The organism is Rhizobium sullae, from assembly GCF_025200715.1.
GTDB classification, from domain to species: Bacteria; Pseudomonadota; Alphaproteobacteria; order Rhizobiales; family Rhizobiaceae; genus Rhizobium; species Rhizobium sullae.
This window is the reverse complement of the sequence record NZ_CP104143.1, coordinates 3,986,615-3,999,547: the sequence shown is the minus strand read 5'-3', so window position 1 is coordinate 3,999,547 and position 12,933 is coordinate 3,986,615. Positions and strand designations below refer to the sequence as shown.

The 12,933-nt window shown below is 60.0% G+C and carries 12 protein-coding genes; 1 reads left to right on the top strand and 11 read right to left on the bottom strand.

The annotated features are described in order from the left end of the window. Nucleotides 1-79: 79 nt before the first annotated feature. From guaA to N2599_RS19760, 7 genes are all read right to left on the bottom strand, one after another. Nucleotides 80-1,642 (bottom strand): glutamine-hydrolyzing GMP synthase, encoded by a 1,563-nt coding sequence (guaA, locus tag N2599_RS19790; RefSeq protein ID WP_027510613.1) that lies wholly within the window; start codon nt 1,640-1,642, stop codon nt 80-82. Nucleotides 1,643-1,737: 95 nt separating this feature from the next. After that, nucleotides 1,738-2,376 carry a 5'-methylthioadenosine/S-adenosylhomocysteine nucleosidase gene (locus N2599_RS19785; RefSeq protein ID WP_027510612.1) on the bottom strand — a complete coding sequence of 213 codons (639 nt, stop codon included), beginning with the start codon at nt 2,374-2,376 and terminating at the stop codon, nt 1,738-1,740. After that, on the bottom strand, nt 2,373-2,822 hold the full coding sequence (locus tag N2599_RS19780) for a PaaI family thioesterase (protein ID WP_027510611.1): 450 nt from the start codon (nt 2,820-2,822) through the stop codon (nt 2,373-2,375). Before N2599_RS19780 ends, N2599_RS19785 begins: the two co-directional genes overlap by 4 nt. Nucleotides 2,823-2,937: 115 nt before the next feature. Further along, on the bottom strand, nt 2,938-4,029 hold the full coding sequence (locus tag N2599_RS19775; protein WP_027510610.1) for a DUF1513 domain-containing protein: 1,092 nt from the start codon (nt 4,027-4,029) through the stop codon (nt 2,938-2,940). 4 nt (nt 4,030-4,033) lie between these two features. Next, a complete protein-coding gene (locus tag N2599_RS19770; RefSeq protein ID WP_027510609.1) occupies nt 4,034-5,128 on the bottom strand; it encodes an imelysin family protein in 1,095 nt (364 codons plus the stop codon). Next, entirely contained in the window at nt 5,128-6,666 is a 1,539-nt protein-coding gene (locus N2599_RS19765) for a di-heme oxidoreductase family protein (RefSeq protein WP_027510608.1), read from the bottom strand. The genes N2599_RS19770 and N2599_RS19765 overlap by 1 nt, the downstream gene beginning before the upstream one ends. Before the next feature lie 47 nt (nt 6,667-6,713). After that, nucleotides 6,714-7,988 carry an imelysin family protein gene (locus N2599_RS19760; protein ID WP_027510607.1) on the bottom strand — a complete coding sequence of 425 codons (1,275 nt, stop codon included), beginning with the start codon at nt 7,986-7,988 and terminating at the stop codon, nt 6,714-6,716. Between the two features lie 205 nt (nt 7,989-8,193). Here N2599_RS19760 and N2599_RS19755 point away from each other — a divergent pair, with 205 nt between their 5' ends. Continuing rightward, nucleotides 8,194-8,706 (top strand): HPP family protein, encoded by a 513-nt coding sequence (locus N2599_RS19755; protein WP_027510606.1) that lies wholly within the window; start codon nt 8,194-8,196, stop codon nt 8,704-8,706. Here the strand turns inward: N2599_RS19755 and N2599_RS19750 are convergent. The 4 genes from N2599_RS19750 to queG form a co-directional block, all read right to left on the bottom strand. Then, nucleotides 8,703-9,992: an RsmB/NOP family class I SAM-dependent RNA methyltransferase gene (locus N2599_RS19750; protein WP_027510605.1), complete on the bottom strand. Its 1,290-nt coding sequence runs from the start codon at nt 9,990-9,992 to the stop codon at nt 8,703-8,705. The two genes, N2599_RS19755 and N2599_RS19750, sit on opposite strands and share 4 nt — an antisense overlap. 143 nt (nt 9,993-10,135) lie before the next feature. After that, on the bottom strand, nt 10,136-10,504 hold the full coding sequence (locus N2599_RS19745; protein WP_027510604.1) for a septal ring lytic transglycosylase RlpA family protein: 369 nt from the start codon (nt 10,502-10,504) through the stop codon (nt 10,136-10,138). 398 nt (nt 10,505-10,902) lie between these two features. After that, on the bottom strand, nt 10,903-11,775 hold the full coding sequence (locus N2599_RS19740) for an SDR family oxidoreductase (RefSeq protein ID WP_027510603.1): 873 nt from the start codon (nt 11,773-11,775) through the stop codon (nt 10,903-10,905). Beyond that, nucleotides 11,775-12,932: a tRNA epoxyqueuosine(34) reductase QueG gene (gene queG, locus N2599_RS19735; RefSeq protein WP_027510602.1), complete on the bottom strand. Its 1,158-nt coding sequence runs from the start codon at nt 12,930-12,932 to the stop codon at nt 11,775-11,777. The genes N2599_RS19740 and queG overlap by 1 nt, the downstream gene beginning before the upstream one ends. Between the last annotated feature and the right edge of the window lies 1 nt (nt 12,933).

Sequence of the window (12,933 nt, the reverse complement as noted above, 5' to 3'; positions counted from 1 at the left end):
GTTGCGATATTTATCGTTATATTTCAGTCGATTATGTCGCACTGGAGCGTACAAACGGATACTGCCGGAGGGGTAAAAATCATTCCCACTCTATCGTCCCAGGCGGCTTCGAGGTTACGTCATAAACCACGCGGTTGATGCCGCGCACTTCGTTGATGATGCGGGTTGCGGCACGGCCGAGGAATTCCATGTCGTAGTGAAAGAAATCCGCGGTCATGCCGTCGACCGAGGTGACGGCGCGGAGCGCGCAGACGAACTCGTAAGTGCGGCCGTCGCCCATGACGCCGACGGTCTGGACCGGAAGCAGCACCGCGAAGGCCTGCCAAATGGCATCGTAGAGACCGGCCTTGCGGATTTCGTCGAGATAGATGGCATCGGCTTCCCGCAGGATATCGAGCTTCTCGCGAGTGATGCCGCCCGGGCAGCGGATCGCAAGACCCGGCCCTGGGAAGGGGTGACGGCCGATGAAGCTGTCGGGCAATCCGAGCTCCTTGCCGAGCGCGCGCACTTCATCCTTGAAGAGTTCACGCAGCGGCTCCACGAGCTGCATGTTCATGCGCTCCGGCAGGCCGCCGACATTGTGGTGCGACTTGATGGTGACCGACGGGCCGCCGGTGAAGGAGACGCTCTCGATGACATCCGGATAGAGCGTGCCCTGGCCCAAGAAGTCGGCGCCGCCGAGCTTCTTCGCTTCTTCTTCGAAGGTTTCGATGAACAGGCGGCCGATGATCTTACGCTTGGTTTCCGGATCGCTGACGCCTTCGAGCTCGCCGATGAACCTGTCCGAGGCATCGACATGCAGCAGATGCAGATTGTAATGCTCGCGGAACATCGCGACGACGTTTGCCGCCTCGTCTTTCCGCATCAGACCGTGATCGACTAGGATGCAGGTGAGTTGGTCACCGACGGCTTCATGGATCAAGAGCGCTGCGACCGAGCTGTCGACGCCGCCGGAAAGCGCGCAGATGACGCGCTTGTCGCCGACCTGCTGGCGGATCTGTTCGACCGCCTTCTCGCGATAGGCCGACATTGACCAGTCGCCCTTGATGCCGGCGATGTTGTGGATGAAGTTGCCGATGAGCTTCGCGCCATCCGGGGTATGCACGACTTCCGGATGGAACTGCACGCCGTAATATTTGCGTTTTTCGTCGGCAATGAAGGCATATGGCGCGTTGGAGGAAGTCGCGACGACCTCGAAGCCATTGGGCAGCGCCGTGACGCGGTCGCCATGGCTCATCCACACCTGATGGCGCGATCCGGAGGACCAGAGGCCCTCGAAGAGCTGGCAATCCTTGTCGACGTCCAGAAAAGCGCGGCCGAATTCGCGGTGATGACCGCTCTCGACCTTGCCGCCGAGCTGCATGCACATGGTCTGCTGGCCGTAGCAGATGCCGAAGACCGGCAGGCCGCTGTCGAAGATAATCTGCGGCGCGCGCGGCGAACCCTCATCGACCGTTGAAGCCGGGCTGCCGGAGAGGATCACAGCTTTCGGTTGAAGGCGCTTGAAGCTCTCTTCGGCGGACTGGAAGGGAACGATCTCGCAGTAGACACCGGTCTCGCGCACGCGGCGTGCGATCAGCTGGGTCACTTGGCTGCCGAAATCGACGATGAGAACGCTGTCGGGATGTGCTGTCTGGGTCATGGCGAGCCTTTAATGAAAAGCACCCGTTCTGGCAATGCAGGAAATCGGCCGCGTCGGGATTTTATTGTCCTGATTGTCCCCCGCTTCAAGGCGTTTTAGAACCAAAAGACACCGTCTTCCAATGCTGTGAACAGACTGTCGACGGCATAGGAGAGCTTACGGTCGATCACGTGCAGATATTCCGTCCAGCCCGAAATATGCTGCAGCTCTTCGACGCCATCGGAAATGCCGCGAAGGCCGATCAATGGCAGGCTATAGCCTTGGCAGGCGCGGAGGATCGCGAATGTTTCCATGTCCACCATGTCAGCAGCGATGTTCTTGTAGGCCGGTCCCGATATGACGTTGCCGCCGGTCGAAAGGCTGGCCTCTGGAATGCCGGGAATGCGGAGCGGCAGATCGATGACGGCAGGAAGGTCGAGGAAGGGCGTGCTGCCCTTCTCGAAGCCGAGCGGCGATGCATCCATGTCGCGATAGGAAACGGACGAAACCTGATAGACCTCCGTCTGCTCCAGCGTTGCGGAGCCTGCCGAGCCGAGAGAAACGACGAGCTGCGGCAGGTCGTCGGCCTGATCGAGCCGTGAAAGCGTCTTCGTCATCGCGATCGCAGCCTCGACCGGACCGACGCCAGTCATCAGCGGCTCGAAGCGGGAGCGCAGGAAGGGACCGTATTCGGCTTCCGCCGCCATGACGAAGAGGATGGACTTGCCGGCCACCGGCTTCAGTTCGAATTTCATCCCGTAATTCCTTCTCTGCCGCGGACGACCATCATCGTTCCCGTCATGGAGGCGATCAGCTTGGCCGGTCCGTCGTCAATCGCATAGCCGCGCCCATCGGCAACGATGATGTTGGAGCCGGGTTTGGTGATCTCGCCGCGAAACAGGAAGCGTTCCCCCCGCCCAGGCGACATCAGGTTGACCTTGAATTCGATCGTGAGGATCGAGGCATCGGCGTCGATGACGCTGTAGGCGGCAAAGCCGCAGGCGCTGTCGAGCGCTGCCGAAATGACGCCGGCATGAAGAATGCCATGCTGTTGCGTTAGCTTGACATCGAAGGGCAGCTCGATCTCCACCACGCCGTGCTCGACCCGCGTCAGTTCGGCGCCGATCGTTTCCATCGCCGCCTGGCGCGCGAAGCTCTGCCGGATCCGCTCGCGGAAATCACCGCTTTCCCTAACATTCATGCATTTGTCCCCTTGCAACCGCGAAAGTGGCACGGCACGCCGGATTCGACAAGGATGAGCAGGCGAAATCAGTTCAGACAGACGGTCGCGCCTTGACGACTGCCGCACCGAGGATTCAGCCGCGCCCGCGTGCAATCCCGACGATATGCTGGTCCCATGCCACATCGCTGCGCGTTGCAAGGAATTTCCCGCCATAGGAAGAAACCGCAAATCCGTGCCGAGCGGGTGCGATGCCGGAAGCATCGGAGATCCTGTCCTCGGCCAGTACCTTGCCGGAGCGGGCGTCGATCGTCACGGAGGCACCCTTCGGCGAGGTCACACCGACGAGGCCGTCCTTGCGGTTGACGGCGATGGCGCCGACGTAGTTGCCGAGCCGGCGGGTCGTTTTCTCCGGCAGGTCGATGACGGTCAGCTCCTCGCCTTTGGCAAAGCGGCCGACGAGCGGTGGCAGGTCGTTGCGGTGGCCCTCGTACTGGCATGCGAACCACACGCTGCCACCGGCGTCGATATCAACGTGACGGGTCGAGACCTGCGACCATTGCGGCGGCAGAACATGTTTTTCGACGAGCATGCCATTCGCCGCATCGATCAGCGTCAGTGACGGCTGCATGTTGCCGAGGTTGAGCTTCGTGCGACCGGAATCCGGATGGGTTTCGATGCCGCCATTGGCGACGACAAGCCAGCGGCCGTCGTCGGAGACAGTCATATCGTGAGGGCCGACCCCATAGGTCTCGAACTCGCCGATGCGGGCGAAGCGGCTTGTCGCATCGTAAAGACCGATCATGCCGCGATTGCCGTCGAAATCGTTCTCGCTGGCGTAGAGAACGCGTCCGTCCGGCGAAAAGGCGCCGTGCCCGTAAAAGTGGCGACCTTCGGCGGAGGTGATGACGATCGGTCCGCCCTTATTCCAAGGGTCGAAGATCATTGCGTAGGTGCCGGGGCGACGGGCAAAGGCGACCGTCTTGCCTGTGGCCGGACTGAAGGCCATGCCATGGGCGCGAGCGGGGAGTGTTACCTGATCGACGATTTCGCCACGCTCGGTCACGGTTGCGACAGCGAAGGAGCCGTCGGCGGCGCGGATGCCCGAGGCATAGACCGCATCGGCGCGCTCAAGTGCCAGCAGCGCGCGCGGCTGCAATGCGGCGAGAAAGCTCAGCCCCGCTGCCTTGACTAAACTGCGCCGGTCGATGGCAGCGCTCCGCCACATCGGCTCAGTCCCCGTCGGAGAAGGAGAAGCCGGCGGAAAGGCCGATTGCGCCGCCATATTCGTCGCTTATGCGAGTGATCAGCGCGCGGCTTGTTGCCAGAAATGCGTCAAGCTTGGCTTTTTCCGCATCGCTGGTGGCCACGTCGATATCCGGATTGAGTTTCGGGACTGTGTCGAGCAGCGTTTTGAAGTTCGCCTCGATCGCATCGGCGATGGGCTTCTTGTCGGCAGGCAGGAGCTCCGCCATTCCAGCCTTCTGCCAGAGCGTGCGCAGTCCCTCGATGTTTGCCGTCATCGATTTCCAGGTGTTTTTCGAGCGCCAGTAGATAGCCATGCGCGGCCGCGGCGCGGTGTCCCGGCCTTTGTAGAACAGCTCCAGCCGCTGATCGCGGACGGTTTCGGCGCCGTGGACAAGAATGCCGAGAAGCGCGGTCGCCGCTTCCTTGTTATCCATGAAATCTTCGCTTCGGGGACCGGGACGTTTCCAGCTTGCCTGCACACCATCCGGCTTCTCCCAAGCCGCAACGACTTCGCCGGCCTCCCGCTGGATATTGCCCGCGACAGCCGCGCCGAATTGGCAGCGGAACCCGTTCTTTTGACCAACCAGCTGATCGGAGCCGTTGCCGTAAAGCACGTATTCCAGTGCCGTGAGACCCTGCAGGGCAACGCTCTTTCCGCCAATCGCATCGACTGTTGCATCTTTCGGGTCGGCCTTGGCGAGCAGCGCCTGCACCTGCCTGAGGCCCACGCCCTTGCGGTCAGGAAAGAAGAGGATGTGTTCGAAGAGGTTGTCGTGCATCACCGGGCCGGTCTGTACGATTTCGATGATCGACCAATAGCGGATCGTATCGTCGAAGGCAGATTTGGCCCTGTCCAGAGTCTGCTGGGTCCCGTTGTCACAGAGATCCTTCATCGCCGTCGTCAGGCGTGCTGCAGACTGCTGCATATTGCGGTAGCCGGGCCGGATCACCTCATCGACGGCGCGCGCCATTACGGCCGGGATAGCCTCCTCGTTCAGCCCCGCCGGCGTCGACGCGGTCTGCGCAGTTACCGATGTCGCAAGCACGAGCGAAAGCAGGAGAGGTTGCCAAAGGCGCATTACAGGGACTCCAGGAATCTGATCAAGGCCTCTCTATCGTCTTCCGGCAGAGAGGAGAATGCATCGCGGGGCTTTTCTGCTTCGCCGCCGTGCCAGAGGATCGCTTCGGTGAGATTTCTGGCGCGGCCGTCGTGAAGGAAAAAGCTGTGCCCGCTGACAGTCCGGGTCAGTCCTATACCCCATAGCGGCGGCGTGCGCCATTCACGTCCGCTTGCGCGGCCAACTTGCTGGCCATCAGCAAGGCCCTCACCCATGTCATGCAGCAGGAAATCCGAATACGGCCAGATAAGCTGAAAAGACTGAGCCTTTTCGGCCGCATCCCGACGGGTGACGAATTTGGGCACGTGGCAAGATATGCAGCCGGACCGATAGAAAAGTTCCTTGCCCCGCAGCGTCTCCGGGAAGCTTGCCTTTCGCCGCGCTGGCACGGCGAGGTTAGCGGAATAGAAGGTCACGAGATCGAGGATAGGCCCGGGTGCCTCTTCATTGCCGAGGCGCTTTTGAATACCGGTCGGCATTTTTTGGCATTTCATCTCGGCCTGCGTGCAATCGCCATGCGCATCCGGCCGGTCGGGCGTCGATATGCCGATGTCGCTCAAGAAAGCAGCAGCGCTCTGGTCGCGCACTGTCGCATTCTGCGCCTTCCAGCCGAAGCGGCCAAGGGTGGCCGCGCCGATGCGAGAATCGCGAACAATGGCAGCCTTGCCCGAAATGCCGTCGCTATTCTTGTCGTCCGGATCGGCATGCGCAAGGATATCGGCTGTCGGAATGGCTTCAATGAGGCCCAGCCCGATCATCGCCGGGGCAACACGTGGCGATATCGTCGTTGCCGGGTGGAGCGGGCCGTAAGCTAGATCCTTGATTTCGTAGGTCGGCGCGCGCAGTGAGACTGTTTCTCCACCGGCAAGCGTAACGGTCTTTGGCGTATAGCGGATTACCATCTTGCCTTCGGCGGCGAGACCGGGCACGGCAAGGTCCTGCAGCTGATGGCCATAAGCGGGGTCGGGGAAATTGACGGCGTTAGCACTTGCGATCGCCTCTCTTTCCTCCGGTGTCACCGCTGCTCGTGCAAGGCGAAGGAACATCGAGGTGGCGCTGACGCCGCCTTCAGGTGGCTTTCCACGCCCGTCGTTCACGTGGCAGCTCATGCACGAGCGCGCATTGAAGAGCGGCCCGAGTCCGTCCGATGCCTGTGTCGAGGATGGTGCGGAAACCCAGAGCTTCTTGAAGAGTGCGTTGCCGAGATTGAAGTTCTGCTCTTGCTCGAAGGAGATGTTCGCTGAGATATGCGAGAAGGAATCCTGTGTAACCGGATCAATCGATGTGGCGGCACCCGCCTGCATCGCTTCATATGGCTCGGCCTTGGAAAAATCACTCGCCGGGCGCGTCACGGCCTCGGCGCGCTTCAAATCGGCATCGGAGAGGTCTGTCCGTTTCGCCGGAAGATCGAAGTTGGCGGCAATGGCCGCTGAAAGGCCGGCAAGCGTGGCGCAGAAGGCTGCGCTGAAGTATAGGCGGCGAGCCGGATTATGCGGCATTTTCGGGGTTCGGGCCGCTTCGGTTCGGAAGCGACCCGCCTTTGTGCTTATTGGAAGACAGCGTTAGGATTATCCAGGCTGTCGGAACCTTCAAGCTGAACCGTACCCAGATCGAGTGCGGCAATAACGCGTTGGATCGACTTCGTCTGGTCGATGAGGCCGTCGATGGCGGCTTGAACGGCGGCGTTGCCATCCTTGTTGCCTTCGGCGATCATCTGGTCGTATTTCTCGACCGTCTCGCCGCGCTTTGCCATGGCGTTCATCGCATCAAGCGTCGTCTTCAGCTTGCCCGCCACCTCGGCATCAAGCGCCTTGTCCTTGGCGACAACGAGATCGTGCAGTGATGCGCCGGTCAGTTTCGTTCCGTCGACGCGGGTGTAATCCCCGGTGTAAGCGGCGGCGATGCCGACCGCATCGTTAAGGTGCGAGTTATAGGTGTTGTCAGAGAAGCAATCATGCTCCTCTTCCGGATCGTGCAGCAAAAGGCCAAGCTTCATGCGCTCGCCGGCGAGTTCGCCGTAGGAAAGTGAGCCCATGCCGGTCAGGATCGCGACGAGGCCGGCCTTCGGATCAGCTTCGACGTTCTTCGTCGCAGCACCGTCAGCCGTCCAATTGTCGGTCATTTCCTGCAGGTCGGAGACGAGCAGCGTGGAGGCCGACTTCAGATACTCGGCACGCCGGTCGCAATTGCCATGCGTGCAATTCTTGAGGTCGTAGTCCGTTGCCGGGCGGTCGCCCGACCCAGGACCCGTACCGTTCAGGTCCTGGCCCCAGAGCAGGAATTCAATAGCATGGTAGCCGGTCGCGACATTGGCTTCGACACCGCCTGCTTCCTGCAACGTGCCGGACAGGAACTCCGGCGTCAGCTTCGAAGCGTCGACATCCTTGCCGTCGATCTTGATCGTCTTGTTGGCGATGACGTTTGCGACAAAGAGCGCGTTTTCGTCGCTCTCCGTGCCGTAGGACGCATCGACGTAATCGATCAGACCCTCATCGAGCGGCCAGGCGTTGACCTTGCCTTCCCAGTCATCGACGATCGGATTGCCGAAGCGGTAGACTTCCGTCTGCTGATAGGGAACACGGGCCGCAAACCACGCATCCTTGGCGGCCTTCAGCGTCTCGTCGTTCGGCGCCTTCAGGAAGGCATCGATCGCCTTATCGAGCGCCTTCGCGGTGATCAGCGAATCTTCGTACTTGGCATGGGCCACTTCGGCATAATGCTTCACGACGGCGGCAGCGTCGGTGTCTGCGAGGGCCGCGGCGGGAAATAGAGGGGCTACCGCCAGCGCCAATGCTGCGCAGAAATTCTTGTTGAGCTTCATGATCCTCTCCTGTGACGGGTATCCGTCTGAAATCACCCAAATCTCTTCGCGCAAAAGAAAACCAGTGTCAAACACTCTAGTTTGGAATAATTTTAAGGATGGAATTTGTCTGAAAGCGCGTGATTAGAAAGGACTTTGCTTGGAAAAAGGCAGAAGGTTGATCTATTAGTGTGCAATTGCTCAATTTCTGATCTGGATTCCCCGCGTGCGCCATCACATCAGGCATTTCATCCATCGCCACGAACAAAAAGGTGAGACTCATCACCATCTGAAATCCGGCATAGGCGCGATGGTGGGTATGCTTTCCGTTGGAGCGTTGACGATCGAGACGGGCATTCCGCTGCTGATTGCACCCTTCGGCGCAAGTGCTGTCCTGCTTTTCGGCCAGCCGCAGAGCCCCCTTGCTCAACCGGCAAACGTCATCGGCGGCTATCTGCTGGCGGCGCTCATTGCTGGTCTGGCCGCCTTCTTCTTTCCGGGCATCTGGTGGGCTGGGGCAGTCGCGGTCGGTCTTGCGATTGCCGGCATGCTGCTGTTGCGGATCACGCATCCACCGGCGGGTGCGGTGCCGCTTGTGGCGTTCGGCTCACATCTCGGTGGACTGACGCTCTTTACCGTCGTTTTCCTGGGCGGCGTCCTGCTGGTGGCGATTGCCGTCGTGCACCACTTTATCCCACCGCGCCTTCAATATCCGCTGCGTGCGCCGGAGGCGCCTTAAGCCTTCCGCTGCATCCGGCAGAAGAAAAAGCCGTCCGTATCAGTCGATGCCGGTGTCAGCGTAACCGTTTCACCGTCTGACGAACGCGGGCGCGGTGCATCCTTGCCGAACAGATCGTTCCAGGCAGGCAGGGCGCTTTCGATGGCGAATTCCGGATTTTCCGTGGTGAAGCGACGGACCTGCGCCTCATTCTCCTGCGGCAACACGGAACAGGTGACGTAAATCAATTCACCGCCGGGGCGAACGAAGGCGCTTGCCTGTTTCAGCGCATCCTGCTGCTGGCTGGTGCGTTCATCGAGATTTTTCGCCGTCAGCCGCCATTTGGTATCCGGGCGGCGGCGCCAGGTGCCGGTGCCGGTGCAGGGTGCATCGACCAGCACCTTGTCGCAGCGAGCGCGCAGACTCGAAAGCGCCTTCGCATCGTCGTGCACTTGAACATTGCGCGTACCGGCGCGCTTCAGACGCTCGATGATCGGCGCGAGGCGTTTGCGGTCGGTGTCATAAGCATGGATCTGGCCTTTGTTGTGCATCGCTGCCGCCATGGCCAGGGTCTTGCCGCCACCTCCGGCGCAATAGTCGAGCACCTGCTCGCCATCTTTCGGCAGCACCAGATCGGCAACGATCTGCGATCCCTCGTCTTGAACTTCGAACCAGCCTTTTTGAAAGGAAAGCTCAGCCGTGACATTCGGAAGCCGCGAGGCGCCTTCACCGGCAGGAATCCGGATGCCGTACCGCGCGATCTTCGCTTCATGCGCGCCGGCTCTTTCAAGCGCCTTGACCGCCTTTTCGCGGCTGGCCTTCAGGATGTTGGCTCGCAGGTCGAGCGTCGGGCGGGAGGCGAGTGCCTGCGCTTCGGCAAGCCAGCTATCGCCGAATGCCATCTCGAAGGAGCTTTGCACCCACTCGGGAATATCAGCCTGGGCATGGGGAGGCGCGGAGGAAAGAGCCCGGCTCTGGAAGGCTGCGAGCGCTGCATCGGGCAGAGAAGGCGGCGCGAACTTGTCGTCGGAAAGTTCGGCGGCAAGCGCTTCCGGCGTGAACCGCCATTGACGGAACATGACGGCATAGGCAATCGCCAGCGGGCTGTCATCATCCATCAGAAACGAATGCGAAAGCCGCATGCGCAAAGCATCATAAACGATGTTGCCGATTGCGGCGCGATCGCCGGACCCTGCGAAGCGATGCGCGAGGCCCCAGTCCTTCAGCGCGTCGGCGACAGGTCTTTTGCGCTGATCGATATCAGCAAGAACCGAAATCGCCCCCTCGAGGCGGCCGCCCAAACGCATTCACAAAACTCCTGTTGCCACGAACATGTAAACGATCCGCGGGAAGCGTGACTGACGCTGCGGATAATTTCACAAGTCTCAACCGCGTGGTAACCGCGATTGACGGCAAGAGCAAGCGCCGTCCGGCGCTGGTAGCGGACGCCTTAGCTGGCGGCGACGACTTCGTAGCAGACCTTGGCAGTACCGGAGCGGACCATACCGATGTTCTGTGCGGCGGCGCGCGAAAGGTCGAGAACACGGCCGCGGATGAACGGGCCACGGTCATTGACGCGAACGATGACGCTACGGCCATTGTTGCGGTTGGTGACTCTAAGCTTGGTACCGAACCGAAGCGAACGGTGAGCGGCAGTCAAAACGGCAGGATTCATACGTTCGCCGGAAGCTGTTTTGGAATGCAGTGCGTACCACGAAGCGCCGCCACATCCGGCTGCAGCAAATCCTTCGGCAGGAAGGATGAAAGAACTAGCTGCAATAGCTGCGACAATGACTATAGAACGGCTGATATTCTTCAAAACGGATTACCCCTCAACTATTGAATTGCGCCTTTACGGGCGGCGGGGCTTACATCCGGCGAAAAGTGGCAAAAAAGTGCCGCCGATTATCACGGAATGTTACAAGTTGTAACACTTGTGAGTCCGGTGGAATTCGAGTGGAAAAAGTTCGACTGCCGGAAAAGTGGAAAAAAGATAAGAGAATCAGGTAAAATTAGAACAAATTTTTCTGCTGCAACGCGTCGTGACGCTTTGTTAAAAAAGTAACAAAAATAATTTTCCGATCCCGCCACAATTGATGCCTCATTTGCGCAAATTCAGAGGCCATTAACCATAATACGAGCGAAAATCAGATCGCAAAAAAGTCCGAAGTAGGAATTTTCTACTCATTTCGAATGTGCTGGGATCGCGTATTCGGGTTAACCGCGCCACCGTCCGCTCTGCCACAATTGTGCAAGCGACATCGGGTAATTCGGGAAGGAAAAGGTGTAGCCCGCGGCTTTCAATTTGGCATTCGAAACGCGCTTATTTTCGCCGTAGAAGGAGCGTGCCATCGGCGTCAGCTCGGCGGTTTCGAAGGGCTGTTCCGGAGGTGGCTCAACACCCATCAGCCGCGCTGCTTCGACGATGACATCCTGCGGCGGGCCAGGCAGGTCATCCGTCACATTATATATGCCACCAAGGGACTGGTCCGCGAGGTAGCGCGCCGACGCGCCGATATCCTCAACGCGGATGCGATTGAAAACCTGATCCTTCTTGATCAGGCGCCGGGCCGTGCCTCGGTCGAGATTGATGAACGCGTTGCGGCCCGGGCCGTAGATGCCCGACAGCCGCAGTACGGCAGCCGGAATACCGAGCTCCCTGCCAATCGCAAGCCATGCATCCTCTGCCTCCAGCCTTTCCTTCGATCGCCCGGAAACAGGGACGCAGACCGTCTCTTCGCTGACCCACGCACCCTTGTGGTCGCCGTAAACGCCAACAGTGGAAAGATAGCCGATCCACTGCAGCGCCGGCATCATCTTGCGGAGTTCGCCGCTTGCGAGATTGATCAGCGGGTCCCCGGCTTCCCGCGGAGCGATCGACTGGACAAGGTGTGTGACGCTTCGCATGGCCTCAAGCAAGGCGTCGCTGATGATCTCGCCGTCGAAAATGAAGGCTTCGATCCCTTGGCTGCGGAGCAGCTCAGCCTTGTCAGCCGATCGGGTTGTGCCGGAAATGCGGACGCTTGCGGCGGAGAAAGCCTTGGCAATCGCCGTGCCGGAATAGCCACAGCCGAAAATCATCACATGCATCACACCACCCCCGCCAGTTGCCATTCCGCACGCACGTCAGCGTCCGACTCATCCGGCCTTTGTGCCGCAAAGGCGGCAAATTCGCCAGGGTCCATCAATCGCGAAAGCGCCCAGATTGCCATGGCGCGAACAACTGGAGACGCATCGGCCGCCAACCGCCGGCATTGACCGATAAGGCCGCGATCGCCGGAATTTCCGGCGGCGATCAGCACGTTGCGGATAAAGCGGTTCCTGCCGATGCGCTTGACCGGAGAGCCACTGAAGAAGGTCCGGAAAGCCGCGTCATCCAGCGTCAGAAGAAAGGCGATCGACGGCTCTTTCAGGTCTTTGCGCGCCTGCAGCTTCATTTCGGATGCCGAGGCAGCAAACTTGTTCCATGGACAAGCGGCAAGACAGTCGTCGCAACCATAGATACGATTACCGATCAGCGGCCGGAATTCGGGATCGATCGGGCCTTTGTGCTCGATCGTCAGGTAGGAGATGCAGCGCCGCGCGTCGATCTGATACGGCGCTGGGAATGCATTGGTCGGACAGGCATCGAGACAAGCGCGGCAGGAGCCGCAATGATCGATCTCGGCGCCATCTATATTGAGATCGGCTGTCGTGAACATCGAGCCGAGGAAGAGCCATGAACCGTGGCTGCGGCTGACCAGATTGGTATGCTTACCCTGCCAGCCGAGACCTGCTGCGGCGGCGAGCGGCTTTTCCATCACAGGTGCCGTGTCGACAAAGACTTTGACGTCGACGCCTGCCCGTGCCGCAAAGCGGGTCGCGATCTCCTTGAGCCGTCCCTTGATGACGTCGTGATAGTCGCGATTGCGTGCATAGACGGAGATTGCCGCCTTGTCCGGCTTTTCAAGAATCTGGCGCGGGTCTTCCTCGGGGCCGTAATTGAGGCCGAAGACAACGATGGACTTCACATCGCTCCAGAGCGTGCGGGGATCGCCACGGCGATCGCGCGTTTCCGCCATCCATTCCATCGTGCCGTGACGTCCGGCATCGATGAATTCGCCAAGCCGTTCCTTCGCTTCGGGTATCGAATCGGGCCGTGTGATGCGACAGAGATCAAAGCCGAGTGCTGCCGCCTCGGCATGAACAAAGGCGGTCAAATTGTCGCGGCGCTTGCGTTCCTTATCGTCTGTCATCCGTTCGGGCATC

Coding starts and splice junctions, on each gene's coding strand:
- guaA (WP_027510613.1), bottom strand. CDS start 1,642: ATGACCCAGACAGCACATCCCGACAGCGTTCTCATCGTCGATTTCGGC.
- N2599_RS19785 (WP_027510612.1), bottom strand. CDS start 2,376: ATGAAATTCGAACTGAAGCCGGTGGCCGGCAAGTCCATCCTCTTCGTC.
- N2599_RS19780 (WP_027510611.1), bottom strand. CDS start 2,822: ATGAATGTTAGGGAAAGCGGTGATTTCCGCGAGCGGATCCGGCAGAGC.
- N2599_RS19775 (WP_027510610.1), bottom strand. CDS start 4,029: ATGTGGCGGAGCGCTGCCATCGACCGGCGCAGTTTAGTCAAGGCAGCG.
- N2599_RS19770 (WP_027510609.1), bottom strand. CDS start 5,128: ATGCGCCTTTGGCAACCTCTCCTGCTTTCGCTCGTGCTTGCGACATCG.
- N2599_RS19765 (WP_027510608.1), bottom strand. CDS start 6,666: ATGCCGCATAATCCGGCTCGCCGCCTATACTTCAGCGCAGCCTTCTGC.
- N2599_RS19760 (WP_027510607.1), bottom strand. CDS start 7,988: ATGAAGCTCAACAAGAATTTCTGCGCAGCATTGGCGCTGGCGGTAGCC.
- N2599_RS19750 (WP_027510605.1), bottom strand. CDS start 9,992: ATGCGTTTGGGCGGCCGCCTCGAGGGGGCGATTTCGGTTCTTGCTGAT.
- N2599_RS19740 (WP_027510603.1), bottom strand. CDS start 11,775: ATGCATGTGATGATTTTCGGCTGTGGCTATTCCGGCACGGCGATTGCC.
- queG (WP_027510602.1), bottom strand. CDS start 12,932: ATGCCCGAACGGATGACAGACGATAAGGAACGCAAGCGCCGCGACAAT.